This window comes from Pseudomonas sp. S3_B11, from assembly GCF_054667715.1.
This window is the reverse complement of record NZ_CP162749.1, coordinates 1014899-1041528: the sequence shown is the minus strand read 5'-3', so window position 1 is coordinate 1041528 and position 26630 is coordinate 1014899. Positions and strand designations below refer to the sequence as shown.

Sequence of the window (26630 nt, the reverse complement as noted above, 5' to 3'; positions counted from 1 at the left end):
TCAGTTACCGTGGGCAAAATCCCGTAGCACCTTGCCGTCCATTCGGTAGCGCACCCACTCTTCCTGTGGTTGCGCGCCGAGGGATTTGTAGAACTCGATGGCCGGCGTGTTCCAGTCCAGCACGCTCCATTCGAAGCGCCCGCAATCGTTGTCACAGGCAACTTTCGCCAAATGGCGCAGCAACGTCTTGCCCGCCCCGCCACCGCGCTGGTCAGGCGTGATGTACAGGTCTTCGAGGTACAGGCAGTTGCTGCCCAGCCAAGTGGAATAACTGAAGAAAAACACCGCGAAGCCAATCGGCACGCCATCACGCAGGCAGATCAACCCGTGGGCGGTTGCGCCTTCGCTGAACAGGCTGCGCTCGATGTCCGCCACACTGGCGATGACTTCGTGGCGGGCCTTTTCGTAATCAGCAAGCTCAGTGATGAAGGCAAGGATTTGAGGCGCATCGCTGGGTTGCGCAGGACGGATCTCGATGGACATGAACAGGCCTTGTAGCCAATTGAAAGCGCCATACTAAGCCGCCACGGGGCGCTCGTCACATATGAAAATGAACATCGTCCACGAACCCTCGAAGTACTGACATACAAAGGATCTGTCATGACCGCTGCCGCCTTTGCACCTTTTCAAACCGTCGCTGCCCAGTTGCTGCCTCACGCATTGGAGCCATCGGAGGATGGTGCTCACGATCTGTCACACCTGCAACGGGTCTGGCACAACGTACGCTTGCTCCACCGTCATGAAGGCGCAGACCTGCTTATACTGCTGGCGGCAACGCTGCTGCATGACTGCGTGGCGGTGGAAAAAAATTCACCGCTGCGCGCCCAGGCCTCTCGCTTGGCAGCGGATAAGGCATCGACACTGTTGTCGACACTGAACTGGCCAGACGAAAAAATCAGCGCCGTTGCCCATGCCATCGAGGCTCACAGTTTTTCGGCCAATATCGCAGCGATCACACTCGAAGCCAAAATTCTCCAGGACGCCGACCGCCTCGACTCATTGGGCCTGCTCGGGGTGGCCCGCACATTCTATGTAGCCGGACGCATGGGCAGTGCACTCTATGACCCTCAGGATCCGCAGGCCAAGTCCCGGGATTACGATGATCGACGTTTCTGCCTCGATCATTTCCAGACCAAATTGTTGCACCTGGCCGACGGTTTCCAGACTGCCACCGGGCAACACATGGCGCTGATCCGTCACGAAAAACTGAAAAGCTTCATGGAGCAATTCATGGAAGAGGCCGGACTCGACGGTTAGACCATTCGTCGCGCCCGAGGCACAAACCCAAATCCAGCGAGGCCCAAGATCAGGTAAGCATTCTGAAAAATGGAGGCGACACTCATGATCACTAAAAGGCTGACCGCATTCACCTTCGCCGCGCTGCTGTCGTCGGTGGCGTTCGCGGCTTCGACCTCCGACACCGGGCCGACCGACCCGGTACAGGCGCCCAACTCTCCCGCAACCGAAGGCCTGCCCAAGCTGAACACCGACGGCACCGGCAGTGGCCTGAACAATGGCCAGCCACCCGCCACCGGCACCGATCCGCGTGTGCAGGGTAATGACACGGGTCGTCAGGGCGGCATGAATACACCGGACTCGACTGCACCTGATAACGCCGAGACCGGAGTGGGCTCGAAAACCACGACCGGTGGTTCGGGCTCCGAAGGCGGCGCCGCCAGCCAGTAGCCTCTGCTCAGACATTTGAGGAGGAACATCCCATGCCTCGTGGAAGCAAAGACAAATACACCGCCGAACAAAAGCGCAAGGCCGCGCACATTGAAAAAAGCTACGAGAAAAAAGGTGTGTCCGAGAACGAAGCCGAGGCACGCGCCTGGGCGACCGTGAACAAGCAGTCCGGTGGTGGCGAACGCTCCGGTGGTTCAGGCAAGGAAAAACCGGCGACGGCCAAGAAAACCGACCGCAAGGAATCGGCCCGCCGCGCCGCCAAGACCCGCGAAGGTCACCCGCGCACCAGCAAAGCCTCCCATGCGACCCAGACAGTGGACAGCTTGATGAAGGAGGCCCGGGCGAAAAACATTCCCGGGCGCTCGAAGATGCGTAAGCAGGAGTTGGTTGAGGCGTTGCGCAAGGCGGGATAATTGTCGGCGTCAGGGAGGACGCCTTCGCGAGCAAGCTCGCTCCCACATTGGATCTGCGCCGTGCCAGGGTTCTGCGCCCTGGCACAAAACCCTGTGGGAGCGAGCTTGCTCGCGATGGCGGTAGGTCAGTCGCCAGTGTTCGCCGTTGTTCAGCGTTGTTTCAAGCGGTCGATCACCACCGCCAGCAGCAGGATCGAGCCGCGGATGACGTATTGGTAGAAGGTGTCGATGTTCTTCAGGTTCATCGCGTTTTCGATGATCGCCAAAATCAGCACGCCGGCAATGACGTGGCGGATCATGCCGATACCACCGCTCAACGACACACCACCCAGCACGCAAGCCGAGATCACGGTCAGTTCGAAGCCCTGGCCGATCATCGGTTGGCCCGAGGTCATGCGCGATGCCAGGATCACCCCGGCCAGGGCGCCGATCACGCCATGCACGGCGAAGATGATGATCTTGGTGCGATCAACGTTCACCCCCGCCAACAACGCCGCTTCCTGGTTGCCACCGATGGCCATGGTATTGCGCCCGTAGGTGGTGTAATTCAGCAGCCAACCGAAAAACAGAAAGCAGGCAATGGTGATCAGGATCGGCACCGGTACGCCGAACAATTGGCCGTTGCCGAACACGAAGAACGATTCCTGCGACACACCCACCGCTTTGCCGTTGGCAAAGATGTAGGCCAGGCCGCGGACGATCTGCATCGTTGCCAGGGTGGTGATCAACGCGTTGACCCGCAGCTTGGCGATGACGATGCCGTTGATCAGGCCGACGATCAGCCCCATCACCAGCGCCGCGCTGACGCCGAGGAACACGCTGTTGGTGTCGCGCATCACCACCGCCGCGACGACGCCGGCACAGGCAATCACCGAACCGACCGACAAGTCGAAGTGCCCGGACGCCAGGCAATACAACATGGTGCAGGCCGCGATGCCGGTGGTGGAAATCGCCAGGCCCAGGCCGCGCATGTTCAGCGGCGACAGGAAGTTGTCGATCATCAGGGTGCAGAGCACGAAGATGCCGATGGCCGCCAGCAGCATGACCCAGTCATCCAGGAAACGGCGCAGGTCCAGGGGTTTGCGTGCCGTTGGCAGTGCATTGTTTTGAATGGTCATGATTTACCTCTCAGTTCGCCGCGTCGGCAACGCGTTGGCGCGGCAGCGCCAGTTGCAGCAGGTTGGATTCGTTGGCCTGGTCACGCGGCAGCTCGCCGCGCATCGCCCCTTCGCAGAGCACCAGGATTCGGTCGGAAATGCCCATCACTTCCATCAGGTCGCTGGACACCACAATCACCGCGATACCGTCGGCCGCCAGGTTGTGGATAATCTGGTAGATCTCCGCCTTGGCGCCGATGTCGATGCCGCGAGTAGGCTCGTCCAACAGCAGGACTTTCATCGGCATCGACAGCCAGCGACCAAGAATCGCCTTCTGCTGGTTGCCGCCGGACAGGTACATGATTTTCTGTCCCGCCGCCGGGGTCTTCACTTTCAGCGACTTGATCTGCTTGTCGGCATTGCCCCGCTCCCAGTCGCCACGCAACAGGCAGCCGAGCGTGGAATGAGACGGGCGCGCACTGATGTTGATGTTCTCGCCCACGCTGCCCAACGGGATGATGCCTTCCTTCTTGCGATCCTCCGGGCAGAGCAGCACGCCCGCGGCGATGGCATCCCTTGGTGAACGCAATTTCAGTTCCTTGCCGTGCAGGACGAGACTGCCTTCGCGCTGACGCTCCAAGCCACTGAGCAAGCGCAGCAGCTCGGTACGACCGGCGCCGACCAGCCCGAACAAGCCGAGGATCTCGCCCTTGTGCACCTGGAAACTCACCGGTTCGCGCAAGCCCGGCCCCAACAGGCCCTTCACGTGCAGCGCCACATCGCCGCGCTCCCGAGGACGGTAGTCATAGATGTCCTGGATGTCGCGACCGACCATGCACGTGACGAGTTGATCATGGGTCAACTCGCTCATGTTCTCGAAGGTCCGCACGTAACGACCGTCCTTGAACACCGTCACCGCATTGCAGATGCGAAACACCTCTTCCATGCGGTGGCTGACGTAGAGCACCACTTTGCCCTCGTCTCGCAGGCGGGTGATGATCGCCATCAAACGGTCGATTTCCCGGGCCGACAGGCTACTGGTGGGCTCGTCGAAAGCAATGACGTGGGCACCACGAGACAAGGCCTTGGCGATTTCCACCAATTGGCGCTGGCCGAGGGACAGGCGACCGACTTTTTCCTGGGGGTCGATTTCGTCGGCCAGGCCTTTGAGCAGCGTCAGCGCCTGTTGGCGCAGCACGCCACGATTGACCAGGCCGAAACGCGCCGGCAAATGGCCGAGAAACAGGTTTTCAGCGACGGTCATTTCCGGCACCAGGTGCAGTTCCTGGTGAATCACTGCCACACCACTGGCGATGCTGTCAGCGGTGCCTTTGAACGCCATCGTCTGTTCGCCGATCTGCAAGTCGCCGCTGCTCGGGATGTAGGCACCGCCCAGGATCTTGAGCAGCGTGGACTTGCCGGCGCCGTTTTCACCCATCAAGGCATGGACCTGCCCCGGATGGGCAACGAAACTGATATTGGCCAGCGCCTGCACGCCGGGAAAGGACTTGCCGATCCCGTTGAATCGCAAGCTGCCGCCGATGTTGTGTTGCCGTGTCGCTGTTTGCGCTTGCATAACCACCTCGAACTTACAGAGATCAAGCGACCCCGCCACTCATGTGACCAGGGCCGCTTTTGAATCAACCGGCCGTCAGTTCCACAGGCCGATTTTTTCCAGCTCTTGCTTGAAGTTCTCCCGGGTGATCAGCGTCACCTCGTCCATGGCGGTGTACTTCGGCGGCTCCTTGCCGGTGGTGATCCACTCGTACATCATTTCGGCAGTCTTGTAGCCTTCGATGTGCGGGCTTGGCAGCATCGAACCGAAGAAGCCGCTGTTAGGCTTTTTCAGCTCACCGATGGCGTCGGTGCCGTTGATGCCAATGCCGATCACATTGGCCGCCTTGAACCCGGCGGCTTCGGTGGCGCGCACGCCGCCCAGCACGGTGTTGTCATTCATGCCACCGATGATCAGGTTTTTCGCGGTGCTTGGCAGTTTCACCAGGGCCGAGTTGGTGGAGTCCATGCTGCCGGGTACGTCGAGGGTTTTCAGGGCGGCTGTGAGGATGTGATCTTTCGGCATACCAGCATCTTCAAGCGATTTGATCGAACCATCGGTACGCTTCTTGCCAGTGTCCAGTTCGTTGTAGGTGTTGATCACCGCATAGGTTTCTTTCCAATCCCAGCCGCGTTTTTTCGCTTCAGCGGCCATGGCGGCGCCCTGTTTCTGGCCCACTTCGAACGCGGCCATGCCCAGGTAAGGCACGTCTTCCATGAACTTGCCATCGGAACCGACGAAGCGGTCGTCGACGGCGATCACTTTCATGTCATTGAGCTTGGCCTTGGCCACGATGGCCGGGCCTAGGGAGACATCCGGCGGGCAGATCACGAAGCCCTTGGCCCCGTTGGCGGCAAGGCTGTCGATGGCAGAGAGGGTTTTCTCGCCGTCGGGCACGGCGATCTTGATCAACTGGAAGCCTTTATCCTTGGCCGCCTTCTCGGCAAACGCCCACTCGGTCTGGAACCAAGGCTCCTCGGCCTGCTTGACCAGGAAACCGATTTTTACGGGATCGGCCGCCAGCAAATGGCTGCTGAGGCTGACCGCGGTAACCGCCAGGGCGGCGCGACACAGGGAACGGATCCCACGACGATGTTTCATAGTTGACTCCTTGTTTTTTTTATTGAAAGCCAAACGTCCAGGTTTCTGCTCCACCGTCGGTGGAAATGCGCAGGCTGGGCGGTTACAGCAAGTTGCTACACAGCATAGGCCTGAATAGTCATATCGTATGATGATTGGATTACAGGCGAAGTTTCCCACTGCAATCCAGGAATATTCAGTCGTGGTACATGACCGAACGTCCCCCATCGATGGTGATGCATGAGGCATTGATAAACGGTGCTTCGTCACTGGCCAGGAACACGGCCGTCATTGCCACTTCGATCGGTTGCCCGACGCGCCGTGGCGGGTGCAGATCCAGCGCACGCTGGCGTTCGGCATGGGGATCGGCAAAGCCGTTCCAGTAGTCGACGTTCAGTTGGGTTTCGATATAACCCGGGGCGATGGCGTTGACGCGTACCCCTTTGGGCGCGTATTCGATGCCCAGGGCGCGAGTCAGGCCGAGCAGGCCATGCTTGGCCACCGGGTAAGGGAAACAGCCGGGAATGATGTGGGACGAATGGACCGAGGCAATGTTGATGATGCTGCCCACGCCCTGCTCGATCATCTGTGGCAACACCGCCTTGCAACCGTACCAGGCGCCATCCAGGTCGATGGCGAAGCAGCGACGCCAGTCCTCTTCGGTCATTTCCAGCGGGTCGCGGAAGACATTGACGCCAGCGCAGTTGACCAACACATCGATGCGCCCGTGCAGCTCGACGGCGCGCCGGGCCATGGCCTGCAAGTCCTGCTGCTTCGACACATCGGCCTGCAGCGCTTGCACATCGGCCCCACGTTCACGCCAGTGGGCGGCTACCGCCTCGACCTTCTGCGCCTGGATATCACTGATCACCAACCGGGCCTGTTGCGACGCGAACGCCGCGACGATGGCCTCGCCAATGCCTTGGGCGGCACCAGTCAACAGCACGACCTTGTCTTTCAGGCGCTCGCCCTTCGGTGGCTCCGGCACGGGTGGCAAGACCAAAGGCTCAGCCATGGTTCAAGCCTCCTGCGCGCGGGCACGACAAAAACCGGGCATCCACGGATGACCGGCGCAGAGGCGCTTGAAAGAACAGTGGCCAGCGTACGCCGCCGGGGCGTACGGGGAAAGATCGTTGCATCACTTCACCTGTTTTGTTTTTTTAGTGTGAGTGCGTATTGCCGATGGAGCCGACTATAAACCCGGCCGCCAAATAATCTCAATATATATATTTACATCCCATATTCTGGGATTCAGCCTGCAAACCTTGTACACGCCACGCCAGGCACATCGACACGCATCGACAGCACGGCACCGTCCAGCGGATGACCCAATGGGCTCGCCGCGCTGGTGATGTACAACGTCTTGAGGTCGTCGCCGCCGAACACACAACTTGTCGGGCGGCTGACAGGCAGTTCGATCACCCGATCGACCTGGCCGTCCGGGCTCAACCGCAGCAAGCAACTGCCGTCCCAGCGGGCGTTCCAGATATAGCCCCGGGCATCCATCGCCGAGCCATCCGGGCCGCCACGGGGATGGGGGCCGAACCAGACTTCGGCAGGCGCCAGGTTGCCCTCAGGGTAGATAAAGTGCCGATACAACGTGCCATCCAGGCTATCGCCGAAATACACCGTGGTGCCATCGGGGCTCCAGAGCAAGGTGTTCGGAATGCCCAGCCCGCGCAGCAAGGGCATGACCCGACCATCACCGGCGACGCGAAACAGCCCGCCGGAGCGCCGCTCGATCGGCAAGTCCTCGCCTTCGTCACCGATATTGTTCTGCATGGTGCCGAGCCACAGTTGACCCTGGCCATCGCAACGGGCCTCGTTGGGACGATTGCCTGGCTGGGGATCGGCCATGCACAGCAGCGTCAGGAGCGGTTCCAGGCCCGGAGAATCGAGATCGAGGCGGTAGACACCACTGCTCAGGGTCACCAGGGCGTCGCCACTCTGGGTTGGAATGAAAGCGGACACATGCTCGGGCATCTGCCAGATCTGTACGTTGGCGCCGATCAGCCGCAGTGCCTGCTTGCCGGCGATATCGACCCAATACAACGCCTGGGTCGGCTCGTCCCAGAAGGGCCCCTCGCCCAACTTCGCCCGGTGTTCCGTCACAGCCGTCCACTTCATTGAAACCTCCCGTTCCCGGCTTGTCCGGCAGCGTCTGTTCGACCGGCCATGACATTGGGGTAAAAGCGTTTGATGGCCAGGTCAGCGTTATCGATCAGGGTCATGCAGGCCCAGACGCCACGCGCCGCGTCACGAGCGGCGATGGCGTCGGCGATGTCCTTGTGGATGGGCAAGGTGCGGCGCAGCTCATCCGGGTCGGCCGCCGATACTTCGAACGACACCGCCAGCAGCGCACCGAGGGCCGGGACCATTTGCTCGATGAACTGATTATGGCTGGCGGCCAGGATGCACTCATGGAAAAACTGGTCGGCACGGTTGTAATCGGCACCGCTGTCCACGGCTCGCTCCAGCGCATGGTAGGCCAGGCGGATCGCCTGCACCTGATCGGCCGTGGCCCGCTCGCAGGCCCAGCGCACCGCCATCGGCTCGATAGTGCGACGCAGGTCCAGCAAGTCATCGACAAAATTTTCCGGTAGGCCGCTGCGTGACAGCCAGCCAACCACTTGGGGGTCGAACAGATTCCAGCGCCGCACCGGCAGTACCCGCGTGCCGACTTTCGGCCCGACTTCCAGCATGCCTTTGGCCACCAGGGTCTTGATCGCCTCGCGAATCACTGTGCGACTGACGCCCAGTTGCTCGCCCAAGTCCGCTTCGACCTTGATGGTTTGCCCAGGCTTGACCTGGCCGGCGGCTATCCAGCCCCCCAGCCAATCGACGGTCGATGCATGAAAACTGCTGGACATGAAAACCCCGCGGGCCACTCTTATTGGAGGCCCACGCTAATCATCATACGATTGGGTGTCAATTTGAATTTTACTTGGCCACTGTGGGAGCGAGCCTGCTCGCGATAGCGCTGGGTCAGCTGAGAAGATGTTGGATGGGCCGGCGCCTTCGCGAGCAAGCTCGCTCCCACAGGGTTTACGGTTCCAGGCCGATAGGGAAGAACTCGCCGCCGCTCCACACGCCCAACCAGCGCTGCCCGTCGCTCTCGCGGCTGACCGCCAGCTCCACCAGTTGGTAAAACACATTGCGATGGATCAGTGCTTCGAGATTGCTGCGCACATGCACGTAGGGCGCGGGTTCCTGGGTCAGGGGATCGATCACCACCCGCAGCGGATGCTCGGCACCGGCCTCGGTGGTTTCCTCGACATTGGTGGTGAAGCGCAACAACTGCCCTTCCCCCTGCCCTTCGACCTCAAGGGTCACGGCCACGAACGGCGCGTCATCGACCTTGATGCCGACTTTTTCCACAGGGGTAATCAGGAAGTAATCATCGCCGTCGCGGCGGATGATGGTAGAGAACAACTTGACCATCGGCTTTCGCCCGATGGGCGTACCCAGGTAGTACCAGGTGCCGTCCCGGGCGATGCGCATGTCAATGTCGCCGCAGAAGTCGGGATTCCACAAGTGGACCGGCGGCAGGCCTTTGGTCTTGGGGATCTGCCCCAGCAAATCATTGGCTTTTTGCGGTCCGCTCATGGTGACTCCTGATTATTTATTCGTCGCTCATCCCCAGCAGGCTGCGGGCATATTCACGCAAAGGCGTGGCGATGAGGTCTTGTGGCTGCTTGTCGTGCAACGTCAGTAAACCGCCACGACTCTTGATCCGTGCAGTATCAATCAAATACTGGGTGCTGGTCTCGATCAACATGATTTGAATCACGCTGGTATCGACACCCAGGCGATCCAAGGCTTCTTCATCCTGCCATTCGTCAGTGTTGCCGATGCGGTTGTCAGCCTTGGCGAAGCGGGTGTACAGCAAATAATGGGCACCGGCGGAGCGGGCTTCACCCATGGCCTGGTCGAGGCCCTCGGGAACGCGGGCGCGACGGACCATGGGGAAATATTCGATGAAGCCATTGAAGGCCTCTTCGGCCACGACGTTGGGACGCGGGTAAGCGCTGCCTGGCGGAGCAAAGGCGCCCTGGGCGATGTAGATGAACGAGTCGGGCTGAATACGCAGGTTGTTCACACGACGGCTGTCGCTATGGTCCAGCAGGCCGGCGTCGCTCATGTGATAACGAACGCCCTCTCCCATGTCGCTGACATTCATGCAGCCACCAAGCGCCAAAACGGCCAGCAGCAAAACCAGGCTACGCATCCTACCCTCCAAAAAACCGGTGTCGGAAAACCGGCGAATGGTCGTGGGATGCAGCTTTTGCGCCAGCTCATCGAGATGGGGGTCAGATGTATCCAAGTGAATGGAAAATTGCTATCGCGGGCAAGCCTTGCTCCCACAAGTACGACGCTTATCATGTGGGAGCAAGGCTTGCCCGCGATAGCAATAGATCAGCCGCCGATGATTTTCATGATGGTCGCGCCGCCGGAGAATGCCACTTCCTGCTTGTCCCCCAACGCCTTGACCAACAAGCGCTGAAGCGCCGGCAATGCCTGGTGACGGGGCTTGTCCAGCAGGTCGCCGACGAAGTGACGGTTGCTCGACGACAGGCAGCCATGCAGCCACCCAGTGGAAGACAACCGCAACCGTGAGCAGGTACGGCAGAAAGGCACGCTTTCGTTGGCGATCACGCCAAAGTGACCCAACCCCGGTATCTCATAGCGCACCGCAGTGGCATCCACCGGCGCATCGGCTTGCAGGTATTCGTACTGATCGCCGATCAGGCTGAGCAATTGCTGGAGGCTGACGAACTGCTGCAGGAAGGCGTTGGAGTCGCTGGCCAGGTGTCCCATGCGCATCAACTCGATGAAACGCAACTCATAGCCACGTTCCAGGCAGTATTCGAGCAAAGGCATCACCTGGTCCAGGTTCTGCCCGCGCAACGGCACCATGTTGACCTTGATCTTCATCCCGGCGGCCCGAGCCTGTTCCATGCCGTCAAGCACGGTCGCCAGGTCGCCGCCACGGGCGATACTGCGAAACGCGGCGGGGTCCAGGGTGTCGAGGGAAACGTTGATGCGACGGATACCGGCGTCTACCAGCAACGGCAGTTTTTTCGCCAGCAACTGGCCATTGGTGGTCAGGCTGATGTCCTCCAGGCCCATCTGCCCCACCGCCGTCATGAAACGCTCGAGCTTGGGGCTGACCAACGGTTCGCCGCCAGTGATGCGCAGCCGCTCGATGCCGGCGGCCTCGATCAGATAGGCCACACCACGCGCCATGGCCTCGGCCGACAGTTCATCCTGCGCAGCCACCAACCGCTTGCCATCAGGCACGCAATAGGTACAGGCGTAATTGCAGGCTGAGGTCAGGCTGATCCGCAGATTACGGAAACGCCTGCCTTGACGGTCAACGATCATGGATCACTCCGGCACAAGAAAAATCGGACTCACGAAAATTGACCCAGAAATCAAGATTTCGCAAGACCCAAGCCTGAGTATATTACTGGGACACTGCGCCATGTAAGCGGACATGGCGCAATAAGGTAGCTGAATGTCTTGGCCTGTGCGGCCTTAGCTGCTAGGGACGTCGGTATCGCGCTTGCGCTTGTTGCCCATGCGCACGCCGATGTCCATCAGGAACTGGAAGAAACCTTCCTGATCTTCCAGCACGTTGCTCCAGAACGGCGAGTGATACAGCGCCACCGCACCGTGCACCAGCGCCCAGGCAGCGCAGTAATGGAAATAAGGCGGCACGTCTTCAAGCTTGCCTTCGCTGATCCGGCCCTTGATCAGCAGGGTCAGGCGTTCGAAGTTCGAGGCGCGGATCTTGTGCAACTCCTCGACCATCTCCGGCACCTGGTTGCCCTTGACCACCTTCTCTTCCAGGCGATCGAACAAGCGGTAGCGCTGCGGGTCGCGCATGCGGAACTCGAAGTAGGCCCGGGACAGGGCCTCCTTGTCCTTGTCCACATCGGCCGAGTGCAGCAGCTCGTTCAAATCGCGCTCGTAGTCGAGCATCAGGCGCAGGTAGATCTCCGCCTTGGATTTGAAATGTTTATAAATCGTGCCTTTGCCGATACCCACGGCATCCGCAATCATCTCGACGGTGACACTGTCTTCACCCTGATCGAGGAACAACTTGAGCGCGGTGTCGAGAATTTCCTGCTCGCGGCGGCGAAACTCACGGACCTTACGGGGTTCTTTGTGCATAAGAAAAAGGTCTGAAGGGTCAAAATTCGAAGCCGGGTATTATGCCTAACTTACGCAAAAATGCACGGATCATCCGTTCTCGGCCACTGTTCTTCACAAAACCGTACACACCCGGCTCACCGTTTCTCACGCCAATGCGCCGTGCCTGCGAGCTTTGGCGACAGTGAGAACTTATCCGAAGCGAGCGTATTCCAAATTTGTTTAAAAACCGCCCCGGCCAGACTGGACGGGTTGGCATACTGATCAATACTTGAACTGTCGGCGCGACATCTCCCCCAAGTGACGCGCTGATGAAGGTACCAACGGACCGCGTACCTTTGTTTTACTCCTAATGGTCTTAACCCGGATTCACCCCCCAGAACCCGGGTTTTTTTTGCATGGAATTCAGGCTTGCGCCGCCCGCACATGAGCCAGCGGAAACAATTGCTTAAAATTCTCCGTCGTCTGCTCGGCAAACCGCTCGTAGGACTCACCGCGCAGCATCGCCAGGAACTCTGCCACTTCCCGTACGTATTGCGGAAGGTTCGGCTTGCCACGATAGGGAATGGGCGCCAGGTAAGGCGAGTCGGTCTCCACCAACAGCCGATCAGCCGGCACTTTGCTGGCAACGTCGCGCAATGCATCGGCATTGCGGAACGTGACAATCCCGGACAAGGAAATGTAATAGCCCATGTCCAGGGCGGCCTTGGCCATGTCCCAGTCTTCGGTGAAGCAATGCAGCACCCCGGCCTGGGGCAGCGCGGCGTCACGCAGCAAGGCCAGGGTGTCGGCCCGGGCGCCACGGGTGTGGATGATCACCGGCTTGCCGGTTTGTCGGGCGGCCTCCAGGTGCAGCCGGAATGACGCCTGCTGCACGTCAGCGGCTTCCGGTTCGTAGTGATAGTCCAGGCCGGTTTCGCCGATGGCGACCGCCCGTGGATGGTCCAGCTCACGCAACAGCCAATCGAGCGCCGGCGCAGCGTCGGGCTGGACATCCAGCGGATGAACACCGACCGAACAATCGACATCGGCATAACGTTCGGCCAGGGCCTTGACGTCGGCGGCGTTGTCGGCGCTGACACCGATGCACAGGAAATGACCGACACCCCGTTCACGGGCCGCGTCCAGCGCAGCATCCAGGGAGCCGCCATGGGCAGCGAGGTCGAGACGGTCAAGGTGACAATGGGAATCTACAAGCATAAAAGGCCGGGCTACATCGTATGGGTGGGACGGTCGGACTTCAGGGAGCCGGCCAAGTGGGTTTCGATCTGATTGCGGGCGGAATTGTCGCCGTCGCTGAATTGCACACCGACGCCGGCGGCCCGATTGCCCTGGGCGCCTTTGGGCGTCATCCAGATCACCTTGCCGGCGACCGGGATCTTTTCCGCTTCATCCATCAGGCTCAAGAGCATGAACACTTCATCGCCCAAGCGATAATTCTTGTTGGTCGGAATGAACAGGCCGCCGTTCTTGATGAAGGGCATGTAGGCGGCGTAGAGCACCGACTTGTCCTTGATGGTCAGGGACAGGATACCGTTGCGTGGCCCGGGACTGACAGGTTCGTTCATGCTGATCTCCGCTGCGATTGAGCTGAGTTTAGTGTCCTGTATCACAGGACACTAGGCCGTGTCTGTCAGTTTCGACCAGGCAAACTCGCCCACTGCACCAACAGCGCCTCGAGCAACAGCACCCGATTGAGGTTCGCTTTGCCCAGCACCTTCTGACGTTGGGCAAGAATCCAGTCCTGAATGTTCAAGATTTTATCCTGGCTGCTTTTTTGCGCCAGGTACTGGATCACCTTGCGCATGTCCGCCAACCCCAGGCCAGCCTCATCCTCGGTCAATTGGTAACGCAGGATCAGGCTCGACCAGTCGCAGAACCAGTCAAACAGCAAGAGCAACGGGATCGCGCTCCAACCCTCGGCCAGTTGCGTGGGGGATTGCTGCTGCTTGAGCAGTTTCTTGACCCCGTCCACCACCAAGGCCCGCTGCTCCCGCACGCCCTGGGCCTGAAGGCTGACAGCCGCCAGGGGCGAGCCGGCCGCCAGGGTCAGCAACTCGACACGCTCTTCGTCGCTGCTGTCGGGCAAGGCCTGGGCCAGCCACTGCAAGCTCATCGCCTCGCTCGGCAGCGGGCAGGCCTGTTGCACGCAGCGACTCTTGATGGTCGGCAGCAAGCGACTCGGCTGGTGGCTGACCAGCAACAGCACGGTGTCGCCGGAAGGCTCTTCAAGACTTTTGAGCAAGGCGTTGGCGGCGTTGATGTTCATCGACTCGACCGGCTCGATCAGCACCACCTTGCGCCCGCCCATCTGCGAGGTCTGGACCACGAAGCTGACCAGGTCCCGAACCTGGTCGACCTTGATCGCCTTGTCCGCCTCTTCCGGTTCCAGCACGTAATTATCGGGATGGCTGCCCGCCTTGAGCAGCAGGCAGGACTTGCACTCGCCGCAGGCATTCGAGACACCCGGGCGCTGGCACAGCAGGCTGGCCATCAGGCGCTCGGCCAGTGCCCGCTTGCCGATGCCGCCCGGGCCGTGCAACAGATAGGCATGGGCATGCTGGGCACGACCGGCCAGTTGCTGCCAGAGGCCGTCTTGCCAGGGATAGGCTTCAGCCACGGACACGCTCCAGCAAACGCGGCAGCAAGCCGTCCAGGGACTGTTGGACCTGGGTCAGCGGTTGCGCGGCATCGATCAGCAGGTAACGCGCCGGATCGGCCTTGGCGCGACTCAGGAAGGCATTGCGCACGGCATTGAAGAAAGCCTGGCCCTCAAGCTCGAAACGATCCAGGCGGCCACGGGCACTGGCGCGGGCCAGGCCGATTTCCACCGGCAGGTCGAACACCAGGGTCAGGTCTGGCCGCAGGTCACCCTGGACGAAGGCTTCCAACGCGGCGATGCGCTCCACGGACAAGCCCCGGCCGCCGCCCTGGTAGGCATAGGTCGAATCGGTAAAACGATCGCAGAGCACCACCGCGCCACGGGCCAGCGCCGGGCGAATCACCTCGGCCAGATGCTGTGCCCTGGCGGCGAACACCAGCAACAGCTCGGTGTCGGGGTTCATGACCTCTTCAATGGGCGCCAGCAGCACCTCGCGAATTCGCTCGGCCAGCGGCGTACCGCCCGGCTCACGGGTCAACACCACCTCGATGCCAGCGGCCCGCAGGCGTTCGGCCAGGTATTCGCGATTAGTGCTCTTGCCGGCGCCTTCCGGGCCTTCCAGCGTTATAAACAAGCCAGTCACAGGCGATCCTTAATCAAAGTCATTGCGGGCTCGGCGGCTCGCTGGCATCCGGTTCGGGAGCAGGTACTTGAGGCGGCACCTGGGGTACAGCGTCGGGCGCCGTGTCGGGTGATGCCGCGGGAATCGGTGCCTGCTCGTCCGATGTTGCCGGAGCCGGGCTGGAGCGGTAATCGGCACGGCGCTTGAGTTGGAATTCGCGCACCGCGTTGTTGTGCGACTCCAGGTCATCGGAAAACACGTGGCTGCCGTCACCACGCGCGACGAAGTAAAGGCTATTGCCCGACGCCGGGTTCAATGCCGCATGAATCGCTTCGCGCCCCACCATCGCAATCGGCGTCGGCGGCAAGCCCGGGATCAGGTAGGTGTTATAGGGGTTTTCTTCTTTCAGATGGGCGCGGGTGAGTTTGCCGGTGTAGCGCTCGCCCAGACCATAGATCACCGTGGGGTCGGTCTGCAGCAGCATGCCCAGGCGCATGCGCCGCACAAAGACGCCGGCAATCTGCCCGCGCTCCTGGGGCACACCGGTTTCCTTCTCCACCAGGGACGCCATGATCAGCGCTTGATACGGCTGAGTGTAAGGCACATCGGCGGCACGCTGTGCCCACTCCTTGGCGAGCACGTCTTCCAGGCGGTCGTAGGCTTTTTTCAGCAGGTCGACATCCGAGGTGCCACGCACGAAGCGATAGGTATCCGGGAAGAACCGGCCTTCGGGAAATATCCCGGAGTGACCAAGACGGTCCATGACCTGGGCGTCGCTCAGGCCGCTGAGAGTCTGCTGGAGTTTTTCATCCTTGGTCAGCGCCGCGCGCACCTGACGGAAATTCCAGCCCTCAACCAGCGTCACGCTGTACTGCACCACTTCGCCGCGCTTCCAGACACCGATCAGGCCTTCCATGGTCATGCCCGGCACCATCCGATATTCACCGGAATGCAGTGGCTGGTCGGCGAGATTGAAGCGCCAATAGATCCGCAGCCAGAAGGCGTCCTTGATCAGACCATCGGCTTCGAGGCGCTTGAGGGTTCCGGTCGGGGTGGTCCCGTTGGGCACGTCCAGCAATTCTTCCTGGGTGATGTTCAGCGGCTGTTGCAGCGCCGAATGAATCTTCCAGGCCGAAGCGCCCAACAACAGCCCTGCCAGAACCAGTCCGGTCTCCAGCAGCAGCAAGAATTTACGTCTCACGAATCAAACATCCAATAGCGCACGGGCAAGGGTTTGCAGTTTACGGGTGAGCGGGCCAACCGACCAGCGCGCCGAACCGCATCCGCGTACCGGCCACACGCCATAAACGCTGTTGCAGACGAAGACTTCATCAGCCTGGTGCAACTGTTCGAGACTGATATCCGTGATTTGCGTGGCGATGCCTTGGGACTTGGCTTGAAACAATAATTCTGCGCGCATCACGCCGGCCACGCCGCAACGGCTCAGGTCGGCCGAGAACAACACGCCATCGCGCACCAGGAACAGGTTGCTGAACACACCTTCGATCACCCGCCCGGACGTATCCAGCATCAAGCCCTCGGCATACTGCCCGTCGCTCCATTCGGCACGAGCCAGCACTTGTTCCAGGCGATTGAGGTGCTTGAGACCAGCGAGCAAGGGCTGCTCGGACAACCGCACGCTGCAGGGAAACAGAAGAACGCCTTGTTCGGCATGGGCGGCAGGATAAGCGGCTGGCGGGTTCCCTTGCAGGATGCGTCGGGCCGGGGCCAAGGGATCTGCGGCATAACCGCGCAGACTGTCGCCACGGGTCACGATCAACTTCAGCACGCCGTTGCCCAGGCACCGGGCATAGGCATTCAGCTCGGTGCTCAACGCGCTCATGTCAACGTTGAGCGCCAACCGCCGGCAACCGGCTTCCAGGCGTTGCAGGTGACGGTCCAGCAACACTGGCCCGCCAGCGTGCACGGCGAGGGTTTCGAACAACCCATCGCCGTAAGCCAGGCCACGATCTTTCAGCGACAGGACGTCGGCCGGCTGACCGTCGACCCAGCTTTCCATCAACCAGCGAACCGGCGGAACACCAGCGAACCGTTGGTCCCGCCAAAGCCGAAGGAGTTGGACAGCACCACATCGATGTCCATGCCGCGGGCAGTGTGCGGCACGAAGTCCAGGTCGCAACCTTCGTCCGGCTCATCGAGGTTGATGGTCGGCGGCGCTGTCTGGCTGTTGATCGCCAGGACGCTGAAGATCGCTTCCACCGCCCCTGCCGCACCCAGCAGGTGACCGGTCATGGACTTGGTCGAGCTGACCGCCAGCTTGTAGGCGTGCTCGCCGAACACGGTCTTGATCGCCTGGGCTTCGGCCAGGTCGCCGGCCGGGGTCGAAGTGCCGTGGGCGTTGATGTACTGCACCTGCTCGCCGTTGAGCTTCGCATCACGCAAGGCGTTGGCGATGCACCGGGCAGCACCGGCGCCATCGGCCGGTGGCGACGTCATGTGGTACGCATCGCCACTGGTGCCAAAGCCGATCAGTTCGGCGTAGATGGTCGCGCCGCGCGCCTTGGCGTGTTCCAGTTCTTCGAGCACCAGCGCACCGGCACCGTCGGACAGCACGAAGCCATCGCGGCCCTTGTCCCACGGCCGGCTCGCACGGGCGGGCTCGTCGTTGCGGGTCGACAGCGCACGGGAAGCGCCAAAGCCACCCATGCCCAGGCCGCAAGCCGCCATCTCGGCGCCGCCGGCGATCATTACGTCGGCTTCGTCGTACATGATGTTGCGCGCGGCCATGCCGATGCAGTGGGTACCGGTGGTGCACGCCGTGGCAATGGCGTAGTTGGGTCCCTGGGCACCCAGGTGGATGGACAGGAAACCGGAAATCATGTTGATGATCGAGCCCGGCACGAAGAACGGAGAAATCCGTCGCGGCCCCGATTCGTGCAGCGTGCGGCTGGTTTCTTCGATATTGGTCAAGCCGCCAATACCCGAACCCATGGCCACGCCGATGCGTTCACGGTTGGCGTCGGTGACTTCCAGCCCGGCGTTGCGCACTGCCTGGAAACCGGCTGCCAAGCCGTATTGAATGAACAGGTCAAGCTTGCGAGCTTCCTTGACCGACAGGTATTCCTCGACATTGAAGCCCTTTACCGAGCCGCCAAAACGGGTGGAATAGGCAGAAAGGTCGGTGTGTTCGATCAGACCAATGCCACTGCGGCCAGCCAGAATGCCCTGCCAACTGCTCGGCACATCCGTGCCCAGTGGCGACAACATACCCATACCGGTGACTACGACGCGTCTACGCGACACAGCACTCTCCTTTTTCTAATGACGACTTTGCATCAGGCCTAAAGAAAAAACCGCACGCCGTGATGGCAGTGCGGTTTTTCCATGACAGCTAGCGACGACTAAAAACGATTACGCCTGGTGGCTGGTAACGTAGTCGATAGCAGCTTGTACAGTAGTGATCTTCTCAGCTTCTTCGTCAGGAATCTCGGTCTCGAATTCCTCTTCCAGAGCCATCACCAGCTCAACAGTGTCAAGGGAGTCGGCACCCAGGTCTTCAACGAAGGAAGCGGTGTTCACAACTTCTTCTTCTTTAACGCCCAGTTGCTCGGCAACGATTTTCTTGACGCGCTCTTCGATGGTGCTCATACCTTGTTTTCACTCCTAATGGACAAATTCAGGCAGCTGGCCGGTGGGTAAGTGTATAGAAGAACTTTTCGGTTTTTCAACCGAAAGCTTCACTCCTCAAACCCTGCGGCCCGCCGTCTATAAATTGATTGCAGCTTTATAACGGATTTTAGACAGCTCGTATGACATTTTTTTGAAGCAATCCGTCACATTTAACTCATGTACATCCCGCCGTTTACCGGGATTGTAGCCCCGGTCACGTATGCCGCACCGTCCGACGCAAGAAAAGCGACCACGGACGCGATTTCTTGAGCTTGCCCCAGACGACCCAGCGGAATCTGCGCCAACAAGGCTTCACGCTGTGCTTCTGGCAGTTCACGGGTCATGTCGGTGTCGATGAAACCCGGTGCAACCGAGTTTACCGTAATCGAGCGCGAACCCACTTCACGCGCCAGCGCACGGCTGAAACCTTCCAGACCGGCCTTCGCCGCAGCATAGTTTACTTGGCCTGCGTTGCCCATGGCACCCACAACCGAACCGATACTGATAATTCGACCCCAGCGAGCCTTGGTCATGCCACGCAAAACGCCCTTGGACAGCCGGTACAGACTGTTCAGGTTGGTGTCGATCACGTCGAACCATTCGTCATCTTTCATGCGCATCATCAGGTTATCGCGGGTGATACCGGCATTATTGACCAGGATCGCCGGCGCACCGAACTGCTCCTGAATGCTTGCCAACACCGCCGCAACGGATTCGTCGCTGGTGACGTTCAGCTCCAGGCCGGTGCCTTGGATGCCGTTTTCCTTCAGGGTCGCAGCGATACGCTCGGCGCCCGAAGCGGAAGTCGCAGTGCCGATAACGATGGCGCCTTGACGACCCAGTTCCAGGGCGATGGCCTGGCCGATGCCACGGCTTGCACCGGTCACCAGTGCAACTTTACCTTGCAGACTCATGCAAGCTTCTCCTGTTCAGGCCTGCGCTGCACGGGCGGCAGCGAAGGCGTCTGGGGTGTTGAGGTTGGAAGTCGACACGCCTTCGGCGCAGCGTTTGTTCAGGCCTGCCAGCACTTTGCCAGGGCCGCATTCGACCAGCTCGGTCGCGCCCTTGGCCGCCAGGGTCTGCACCGATTCGACCCAGCGAACCGGCTTGTAGAGTTGCTCCAGCAGATCACGCTTGAGGGTCTCGAGATCCGGCGCCACGTTGGCGCTGACGTTCTGCACCACGGGAATCTGCGGGGCCTGCCAGTCGATGGCGGCGATGGATTCGGCAAAGCGCTCGGCAGCCGGACGCATCAGTTCGCAGTGCGACGGCACGCTGACCGGCAGTGGCATGGCGCGCTTGGCACCACGGGCCTTGCAACCCTCGATGGCGCGCTCGACAGCGGCCTTGGCACCGGCGATAACCACTTGGCCCGGGGAGTTGAAGTTCACCGCACTGACTACATCGCCTTGCGCCGCTTCGGCACAGGCGGCCAGCACATCGGCGTCTTCCAGGCCGAGGATCGCGGCCATGCCGCCCTGCCCGGCCGGAACCGCTTCCTGCATCAACTGGCCACGACGCTCCACCAGCTTCACCGCGTCGCCCAGGCTCAGGCTGCCAGCGGCTACGAGGGCGCTGTATTCGCCCAGGCTGTGACCGGCGACGAATGCCGGACGCGCGCCGCCTTCAGCCAGCCACAGGCGCCACAACGCGATCGAGGCAGTCAGGATGGCTGGTTGGGTTTTATCGGTTTGATTGAGGCGCTCTTCCGGCCCTTGCTGGGTCAGTGCCCAGAGGTCATAGCCGAGCGCATCGGAAGCTTCTTTGAATGTTTCGAGGATCAGCGGGTATTGCGCGCCCAGCTCGGCCAGCATGCCGAGGGACTGCGAGCCCTGTCCTGGAAAGACGAATGCGAGGGAAGCAGACATGAAAACAAAGCCCCTAATGATCTTGTCGTCAAAAATTGACGCCCCTGGGGGCGCTAGGAAACTGAGAGTTGGATGGCGGCTTGAACCGACCGGTCACATTTAAGCATTGTCGGACGAAAACGCCTAAGTTAACAAATCCTCGAGGCGACCATGCAGGCGCTCCGGCAGGTTTTCCTGGATCTCGATCACTGCCCGGTTGATCGCGCTCTGGAAACCCTGCACGCCCGCCGAACCATGGCTCTTGATCACGATCCCCTGCAACCCGAGGAAACTCGCACCGTTGTGCCGCGCCGGCGCCAGGTCAGCCTGCAACCGACGCATCAACGGCAGCGCCAGGGCGCCGACTACCCGCGAGGCCAGACTTTGCTTGAACAAGGTCTCGATGCGCTGGCCGATCATGGTGGCCAGGCCTTCGCTGGACTTGAGCAGGATATTGCCGACGAAGCCATCGCACACCACCACATCGGCCTCGCCACGGTACAAGCCATCGCCTTCGACGAAGCCGATGTAGTTGATGCCGCGCGCGCCCTGTAGCAGCGTGGCCGCCAGTTTGACCTGCTGGTTACCCTTGATGTCTTCAGTGCCGATGTTCAGCAACGCCACACGCGGGCGCACGATGCCCAGGGTTTCCGCCGCGACCGAGCCCATCACCGCAAATTGCAGCAAATGCTCGGCACTGCAATCGACGTTGGCCCCCAGGTCGAGCAACTGACAGAACCCACGCTGGGTCGGGATCGCCGCCACCATCGCAGGCCGGTCGATACCCGGCAAGGTCTTGAGCACGTAGCGAGACAGCGCCATCAGCGCACCGGTATTGCCAGCGCTGACGCATGCCTGGACCTTGCCATCGCGCAGCAGCTCAAGGGCCACCCTCATCGAGGCGTCGGGCTTGCCGCGCAGGGCCTGGGCCGGCTTTTCGTCCATAGTGATGATTTCGGACGCTGGGGCAATAGTCAGGCGCGCGCGATCGACAGCCGATTGGCCGCTGAGCATTTCTTCCAGGAGGGAGGGTTGACCGACGAGGGTCAGGTGCAGCGAGGGTGTAGCATTCAGACAAGCGAGGCTGGCCTGAACAATGCTGCGGGGACCGAAGTCCCCGCCCATTGCGTCAATCGCGATGACTTGAGCGGACAAGTGATTACTCGTCAGCGCCCTTGTCGATCACTTTACGACCACGGTATACGCCTTCTGGCGATACGTGGTGACGCAGGTGAACTTCACCAGTGGTTTTTTCTACGGACAGGGTGCTAGCCTCGAGAGCGTCGTGCGAACGGCGCATGTCACGGGCAGAGCGGGATTTTTTGTTCTGCTGAACAGCCATAATTGATTAACTCCTAAACGTTTGGGTCACGCTTTAACTGCGCCAATACACTGAACGGGTTGGACCGCGTTACCTCGTCCTCGCTCGGTTCGGGCTCATCTGCTCCCGCCGGCTGCTGGCATTCTTCCGGATGATGAGCAGGCACAATGGGCAAGGCGAGCAGAAGCTCCTCCTCGATCAGTGACTGCAGATCCAATGGATCTTCGCCCAGTTCCAGCACGTCATAACCTTTCGGCAACGACTGGGTATTCGCACCCTCCTTCACCACGGCGTAACTGCACTCGCTGTGGATCGGCAGGGTGACCAGCTCAAGACAACGCTGGCAAACCATTTTGACTTCAGTGTCGATAAAGCTGTGGATAACCACAGATTTACGTTCATCTCGTTCAAAAACGAATTTGGCCTGGACCGTACCGACATCGTCGGAAAGCGGGTCGCAGAGTCTCTTCAAATCGGCCAGCAGCAGTTCACCTTGAAGGGTGGTGCCACGGTCAGCCAATTTGCGCGGGTCAACGTGAGGTGGAATCGGGTCATTCAACATAGGCGCAGCATTATAGGGATGCCCCCGGCCATGTCAAAGGAAATTCAGCCCTGTCCGTCACTTGCGCGCCTCGCTAGAATTCAGCCCTGCCTTTTGGAGCCGCCCATGCTGCCTTTATTACTTGCCTCAAGCTCGGTCTATCGCCGGGAATTGCTTGCCCGCCTGGGACTGCCGTTCGTCTGCTGCTCACCCGACATCGATGAAAGCCATCGCCCCGGCGAGCCCGCCCTTGAACTGGTCAAGCGCCTGGCCCGGGAAAAAGCCCTGGCACTGGCCGACAGCCACCCGGCGCACCTGATCATCGGTTCAGACCAGGTCGCCGTGCTCGGCGAACGCATCCTGGGCAAGCCTCACACCTTCGAGAACGCTCGCGAGCAACTGCTGGCTGCCAGCGGCACCAAGGTCACGTTCCTGACCGGCCTGGCACTGCTCAACAGCCAGACCGGCACCTGCCAGGTCGACTGCATTCCGTTTACCGTCACCATGCGCACCCTGGACCCAGAGCGCGTCGAACGCTACCTGCGGGCCGAGCAGCCTTACGACTGCGCCGGCAGCTTCAAGGCCGAAGGACTTGGCGTGAGCCTGTTCCAGAGCACCGAAGGGCCAGACGCCACCAGCCTGATCGGCCTGCCACTGATTCGTCTTGTGGATATGTTGCTGGCCGAGGGCGTGCAGGTTCCCTGACTTGGGAATCATCCGTGGCGAGGGAGCTTGCTCCCTCGCCACAAGGGCCAGCACCAGCAACCCGCTGCACTGAAGCTCCCAGGACAATCAGCGCAACGTCGGCCCCTGGAAGCCCATCCACATCGCCAGATGCTCGGCGATGCTTGCCCCCAGCTTTTTCGAGAAGCGATCGAACGGTGACTCTTCGATCGTGAAGTCCACCAGGTCCTTCTGACCGATCACATCCCGCGCCACCGAACTGGCACTGCCCAAGCCGTCGATCAGGCCCAGCGGCAATGCCTGCTCCCCCGACCAGACCAGCCCGGAGAACAGCTCCGGATGCTCCTTGTCCTTCAGGCGCTCGCCTCGGCCCTTCTTGACGCTGGCAATGAATTGCTTGTGAGTGGTGTCGAGCACGCTCTGCCAAAAAGCGGTTTCTTCAGGCTTTTGCGGCTGGAACGGATCAAGGAAGGATTTATGCTCGCCGGAGGTATACACACGACGCTCCACGCCCAGTTTCTCCATGGTCCCGACAAAGCCATAGCCGGCCGCTGTCACACCAATGGAGCCCACCAGGCTGGCCTTGTCGGCATAGATCTGGTCCGCCGCACTGGCAATGTAATAGGCACCGGAAGCACCGAGATCGGAAATGACCGCATACACCTTGATCTCCGGGTGCAATGCGCGCAACCGCACGATCTCGTCGTAGACGTATCCCGATTGCACCGGACTACCGCCGGGACTGTTGATGCGCAGCACCACGCCCTTGACCTTCGAGTCCTCGAAGGCGGCCCGCAGGCTACCGACGATGTTGTCGGCGCTGGCAGGCTCTTTGTCGGCGATCATGCCCTCGATATTGATCAAAGCGGTATACGCCGGGCCGGCGACAGCGCTTTTCTCCATGTCCATCAGCGGCGTGAACAGCGCCAATGCAACAAAGAGATAAGTAAAGGTCAGCAATTTGAAGAAAATACCCCAGCGACGGGAGCGACGCTGTTCCTGCACGCTGGCGAGCAAGGTTGTTTCCAACAGCTTCCAGCTTTTGTCATCCCCGCTCTCGGCGCTCGCCTTGACAGGTGCTTTCCATTCATCGGTCATGCGTGAATCCCCAGCAAAACTTAAAGAGCCCGCTGGCTCAGCCAGGCGTGCAACTCAGGAAAATGATCAATGGCCAGTCGCGGCTCGAATGCCCGCAGTGCCTCGATCGTTTGAGCGCCGTAGCTGACCGCCACCGAGCCCATGCCGGCGTTGCGCGCCATCTGCAGGTCGAATGACGAATCCCCCACCATCAGCGCCTCATCCGGCCGCACGTTGCAATGCGCCAGGATCTGCTCGAGCATCAGCGGATGCGGCTTGCTGGCGGTTTCATCCGCGGCACGGGTGATATCGAAATAATCCTCCCAGCCATGGGACTTGAGCACTCGATCCAGCCCGCGACGAGCCTTGCCGGTCGCGACAGCCAGGTGATAGCCCTCGGTACGCAGAGCCTCCAGCGTACCCGCCACGCCATCGAACAATGGTGAAGGCTCGGCGTCCAGCGCGATATAGTGATCGGCGTAATGCTGGCGAAAAACCACCAGCTCATTGTCGTCAATTTCCGGATACAGGCTGCGAATGGCTTCTGGCAACCCGAGACCGATGATGCCTTTCACCGCCAAGTCGTCGCATCGGGCAAACGCCATACGGTCCGAGGCGACATGCATCGCCTCCACGATCCGACCAATGGAGTTGGCCAGAGTGCCGTCCCAATCGAAGATCAGCAGTTTGTAGTCAGGATGCACTCAACCGCTCCACGGTCTTGGCCCACATGTCATCCACCGGGGCCTGCAATTTCAGCTCGCCACCATCGGGCAGCGGCACGGTCAGCATGTAAGCATGGAGAAACAGGCGCTTGCCGCCCAGATCGCGAATTTCCTTGGTGAAATCGTCATCGCCGTATTTGCTGTCGCCAGCAATGCAATGCCCGGCATGCAAGGTGTGGACACGGATCTGGTGAGTACGCCCGGTCACGGGCTTGGCCTCGATCAGGGTGGCAAAGTCGTCGAAGCGGCGCAGCACCTTGAACACCGTCAGCGCCTCCTTGCCCTCCTCATTGACTTCGACCATGCGCTCGCCGGAACGCAGGTTGCTCTTGAGCAACGGCGCACGGACCTGCTTGATGGAGGTTTCCCAGCGGCCACGCACCAGCGCCATGTAGCGCTTGTCGACGCCGTCGCCGCGCAACTGCTCGTGCAGGTGGCGCAACATGCTGCGTTTCTTGGCGATCATCAGCAAGCCGGAGGTGTCGCGGTCGAGGCGATGGACCAGTTCCAGCTCCTTGGCGTCCGGACGCAACTGACGAAAGGCTTCGATCACACCGAAATTCAGGCCGCTGCCGCCGTGAACCGCAATGCCCGCGGGCTTGTTGATCACGATCAGGGCTTTGTCTTCAAAGATAATCGAGGCTTCAAGGCGCTGCAGCAGCCCCTGGGCCAGGGGCACCGGCTCATCGCGCTCGGGCACGCGAACCGGCGGCACGCGCACGATGTCACCAGCCTGGAGCTTGTACTCGGGCTTGATCCGACCTTTGTTCACCCGCACTTCGCCTTTGCGCAATATGCGGTAGATCAAGGTCTTGGGCACGCCTTTGAGCCGGGCCAGCAGGAAGTTATCGATTCGTTGGCCGGCATATTCCGGCGAGACCTCGAGCAGTTGAACGCCAGGGGTCGAAGGGGCAGTAGTTGTCATGGCGGCGATCATAACAATTTTTTATGGAATTGAAGCACTTAATCATTGCTGCTATAGTCGCGAACGCCGCCAAAAGTGGCTGGACAGTGGACTAACGGTCAAAAACCGGCCCTGACCAACGCAATTCACGAGGACGAGAGGCCGTCCTACGGGGCTTTCGCTACGTAACGGTAGAGTTTTCAGGTGTAACGAGCGCAGGTGACATGAGGCCTGAAATACGCCGCAAAGCAGAGTTTTGACTCGCCTTGCGCGCCACATTCACGGCCAGTTCACAAAGTGCAGTCAGCTGCGGACGACCCCGAGCGAATGCTTCGGAAACAACGCCTAAATTAGCCATGATGCGTGACCTCCCCTTCCGGAGCTCACGGTAAATGCCAACCCGCTGCGGATTCTGCGCGCGGCCGCACCCGAATTATCAGGGATACGTGTAGGGTGGAGATGTACAACCGTCGGACTGTGTAGCACTAGGCTTATATTTAGACGCTTCATCTCGTCCACAGGCGCCGGTTGATTCCTCCTCCTGACTGAGTGCTTGAGTACCAGCAAGCAGGACGCGTCCGTCGCGACTTCGCCATCATTGGGTCGAACTCGCTGGACACTGGAGTGGCCTTGCCATCTCCAGGACGCACCTGACACCGACCGTGAGAAGTCGTGTGTGCCGAACGCCGT

Annotated in this window: 31 protein-coding genes; 4 read left to right on the top strand and 27 right to left on the bottom strand. The window is 60.5% G+C overall.

Features of this window, described 5'->3' with window-relative positions; all coding sequences use genetic code 11:
* A complete protein-coding gene (locus tag AB4O22_RS04905; protein WP_460095954.1) occupies positions 1-483 on the bottom strand; it encodes an N-acetyltransferase family protein in 483 nt (160 codons plus the stop codon).
* A gap of 117 nt (positions 484-600) precedes the next feature.
* Between AB4O22_RS04905 and AB4O22_RS04900 the strand changes: the two genes are divergently transcribed.
* The 3 genes from AB4O22_RS04900 to AB4O22_RS04890 all read left to right on the top strand — a co-directional run bounded on the left by AB4O22_RS04900 (position 601) and on the right by AB4O22_RS04890 (position 2099).
* A complete protein-coding gene (locus AB4O22_RS04900) occupies positions 601-1257 on the top strand; it encodes an HD domain-containing protein (protein WP_003204216.1) in 657 nt (218 codons plus the stop codon).
* 84 nt (positions 1258-1341) lie between these two features.
* Positions 1342-1686: a hypothetical protein gene (locus tag AB4O22_RS04895; protein WP_460095953.1), complete on the top strand. Its 345-nt coding sequence runs from the start codon at positions 1342-1344 to the stop codon at positions 1684-1686.
* A gap of 32 nt (positions 1687-1718) precedes the next feature.
* Positions 1719-2099 carry a Rho termination factor N-terminal domain-containing protein gene (locus AB4O22_RS04890; RefSeq protein WP_003204221.1) on the top strand — a complete coding sequence of 127 codons (381 nt, stop codon included), beginning with the start codon at positions 1719-1721 and terminating at the stop codon, positions 2097-2099.
* Between the two features lie 149 nt (positions 2100-2248).
* Here AB4O22_RS04890 and araH read toward each other — a convergent pair whose 3' ends face one another.
* From araH to AB4O22_RS04775, 23 genes are all read right to left on the bottom strand, one after another.
* On the bottom strand, positions 2249-3217 hold the full coding sequence (gene araH, locus AB4O22_RS04885; protein WP_003204223.1) for an L-arabinose ABC transporter permease AraH: 969 nt from the start codon (positions 3215-3217) through the stop codon (positions 2249-2251).
* A 10-nt stretch (positions 3218-3227) separates the two neighbouring features.
* Positions 3228-4772 (bottom strand): L-arabinose ABC transporter ATP-binding protein AraG, encoded by a 1545-nt coding sequence (gene araG, locus AB4O22_RS04880; RefSeq protein WP_460095952.1) that lies wholly within the window; start codon positions 4770-4772, stop codon positions 3228-3230.
* Between the two features lie 75 nt (positions 4773-4847).
* Positions 4848-5852 carry a substrate-binding domain-containing protein gene (locus AB4O22_RS04875; RefSeq protein WP_460095951.1) on the bottom strand — a complete coding sequence of 335 codons (1005 nt, stop codon included), beginning with the start codon at positions 5850-5852 and terminating at the stop codon, positions 4848-4850.
* Between the two features lie 175 nt (positions 5853-6027).
* On the bottom strand, positions 6028-6846 hold the full coding sequence (locus AB4O22_RS04870) for an SDR family oxidoreductase (RefSeq protein WP_053186253.1): 819 nt from the start codon (positions 6844-6846) through the stop codon (positions 6028-6030).
* A 236-nt stretch (positions 6847-7082) separates the two neighbouring features.
* Positions 7083-7958: an SMP-30/gluconolactonase/LRE family protein gene (locus AB4O22_RS04865; RefSeq protein WP_460095950.1), complete on the bottom strand. Its 876-nt coding sequence runs from the start codon at positions 7956-7958 to the stop codon at positions 7083-7085.
* Positions 7955-8701, bottom strand: coding sequence for a FadR/GntR family transcriptional regulator (locus tag AB4O22_RS04860; RefSeq protein ID WP_003204233.1), 747 nt, complete (start codon positions 8699-8701; stop codon positions 7955-7957). Before AB4O22_RS04860 ends, AB4O22_RS04865 begins: the two co-directional genes overlap by 4 nt.
* Before the next feature lie 175 nt (positions 8702-8876).
* Complete coding sequence (locus AB4O22_RS04855) at positions 8877-9437, bottom strand: DUF1285 domain-containing protein (protein ID WP_460095949.1); 561 nt, start codon at positions 9435-9437, stop codon at positions 8877-8879.
* 16 nt (positions 9438-9453) lie between these two features.
* Complete coding sequence (locus AB4O22_RS04850) at positions 9454-10059, bottom strand: DUF4823 domain-containing protein (protein ID WP_003204236.1); 606 nt, start codon at positions 10057-10059, stop codon at positions 9454-9456.
* A gap of 188 nt (positions 10060-10247) precedes the next feature.
* Positions 10248-11216: a GTP 3',8-cyclase MoaA gene (locus AB4O22_RS04845; protein ID WP_003204238.1), complete on the bottom strand. Its 969-nt coding sequence runs from the start codon at positions 11214-11216 to the stop codon at positions 10248-10250.
* Positions 11217-11369: 153 nt separating this feature from the next.
* Complete coding sequence (locus AB4O22_RS04840) at positions 11370-12008, bottom strand: TetR/AcrR family transcriptional regulator (protein WP_003204240.1); 639 nt, start codon at positions 12006-12008, stop codon at positions 11370-11372.
* A 384-nt stretch (positions 12009-12392) separates the two neighbouring features.
* Complete coding sequence (locus AB4O22_RS04835) at positions 12393-13187, bottom strand: TatD family hydrolase (RefSeq protein WP_460095948.1); 795 nt, start codon at positions 13185-13187, stop codon at positions 12393-12395.
* Between the two features lie 11 nt (positions 13188-13198).
* On the bottom strand, positions 13199-13555 hold the full coding sequence (locus tag AB4O22_RS04830) for a PilZ domain-containing protein (protein ID WP_003204243.1): 357 nt from the start codon (positions 13553-13555) through the stop codon (positions 13199-13201).
* 65 nt (positions 13556-13620) lie between these two features.
* The gene (locus AB4O22_RS04825; RefSeq protein ID WP_460095947.1) at positions 13621-14607 is read right to left on the bottom strand and encodes a DNA polymerase III subunit delta'; all 987 of its coding nucleotides are present in this window, start codon (positions 14605-14607) and stop codon (positions 13621-13623) included.
* Positions 14600-15232 carry a dTMP kinase gene (gene tmk / locus AB4O22_RS04820; RefSeq protein ID WP_460095946.1) on the bottom strand — a complete coding sequence of 211 codons (633 nt, stop codon included), beginning with the start codon at positions 15230-15232 and terminating at the stop codon, positions 14600-14602. The genes AB4O22_RS04825 and tmk overlap by 8 nt, the downstream gene beginning before the upstream one ends.
* Positions 15233-15251: 19 nt before the next feature.
* Positions 15252-16412 (bottom strand): endolytic transglycosylase MltG, encoded by a 1161-nt coding sequence (gene mltG / locus AB4O22_RS04815; RefSeq protein ID WP_460095945.1) that lies wholly within the window; start codon positions 16410-16412, stop codon positions 15252-15254.
* A 3-nt stretch (positions 16413-16415) separates the two neighbouring features.
* Complete coding sequence (gene pabC / locus AB4O22_RS04810; RefSeq protein WP_460095944.1) at positions 16416-17231, bottom strand: aminodeoxychorismate lyase; 816 nt, start codon at positions 17229-17231, stop codon at positions 16416-16418.
* Complete coding sequence (fabF, locus tag AB4O22_RS04805) at positions 17231-18475, bottom strand: beta-ketoacyl-ACP synthase II (RefSeq protein WP_003204255.1); 1245 nt, start codon at positions 18473-18475, stop codon at positions 17231-17233. The genes pabC and fabF overlap by 1 nt, the downstream gene beginning before the upstream one ends.
* Before the next feature lie 108 nt (positions 18476-18583).
* Positions 18584-18820: an acyl carrier protein gene (gene acpP, locus AB4O22_RS04800; RefSeq protein WP_003175607.1), complete on the bottom strand. Its 237-nt coding sequence runs from the start codon at positions 18818-18820 to the stop codon at positions 18584-18586.
* Positions 18821-19011: 191 nt separating this feature from the next.
* Positions 19012-19755, bottom strand: a complete 744-nt coding sequence (fabG, locus tag AB4O22_RS04795) for a 3-oxoacyl-ACP reductase FabG (protein WP_367862488.1) — start codon at positions 19753-19755, stop codon at positions 19012-19014.
* Positions 19756-19770: 15 nt separating this feature from the next.
* Positions 19771-20709: an ACP S-malonyltransferase gene (gene fabD, locus AB4O22_RS04790; protein WP_003204258.1), complete on the bottom strand. Its 939-nt coding sequence runs from the start codon at positions 20707-20709 to the stop codon at positions 19771-19773.
* A gap of 123 nt (positions 20710-20832) precedes the next feature.
* Positions 20833-21843, bottom strand: coding sequence for a phosphate acyltransferase PlsX (plsX, locus tag AB4O22_RS04785; RefSeq protein WP_080560998.1), 1011 nt, complete (start codon positions 21841-21843; stop codon positions 20833-20835).
* 4 nt (positions 21844-21847) lie between these two features.
* Complete coding sequence (rpmF, locus tag AB4O22_RS04780; RefSeq protein ID WP_003179396.1) at positions 21848-22030, bottom strand: 50S ribosomal protein L32; 183 nt, start codon at positions 22028-22030, stop codon at positions 21848-21850.
* Positions 22031-22043: 13 nt separating this feature from the next.
* Positions 22044-22571, bottom strand: coding sequence for a YceD family protein (locus tag AB4O22_RS04775; RefSeq protein ID WP_003204262.1), 528 nt, complete (start codon positions 22569-22571; stop codon positions 22044-22046).
* A 105-nt stretch (positions 22572-22676) separates the two neighbouring features.
* On the opposite strand from AB4O22_RS04775, the gene AB4O22_RS04770 reads away from it, so the two are divergent.
* The gene (locus tag AB4O22_RS04770; protein ID WP_003204264.1) at positions 22677-23255 is read left to right on the top strand and encodes a Maf family protein; all 579 of its coding nucleotides are present in this window, start codon (positions 22677-22679) and stop codon (positions 23253-23255) included.
* A gap of 87 nt (positions 23256-23342) precedes the next feature.
* Here the strand turns inward: AB4O22_RS04770 and sppA are convergent, their stop codons facing one another.
* Genes sppA through rluC form a run of 3 tightly spaced genes read right to left on the bottom strand, consistent with a single transcriptional unit; the run spans position 23343 to position 25961 of the window.
* Entirely contained in the window at positions 23343-24332 is a 990-nt protein-coding gene (gene sppA, locus AB4O22_RS04765) for a signal peptide peptidase SppA (protein ID WP_223470626.1), read from the bottom strand.
* Positions 24333-24352: 20 nt separating this feature from the next.
* On the bottom strand, positions 24353-25015 hold the full coding sequence (locus AB4O22_RS04760) for an HAD-IA family hydrolase (protein ID WP_028237408.1): 663 nt from the start codon (positions 25013-25015) through the stop codon (positions 24353-24355).
* Positions 25005-25961 (bottom strand): 23S rRNA pseudouridine(955/2504/2580) synthase RluC, encoded by a 957-nt coding sequence (gene rluC, locus AB4O22_RS04755; RefSeq protein WP_223470627.1) that lies wholly within the window; start codon positions 25959-25961, stop codon positions 25005-25007. Before rluC ends, AB4O22_RS04760 begins: the two co-directional genes overlap by 11 nt.
* Positions 25962-26630 lie beyond the last annotated feature (669 nt).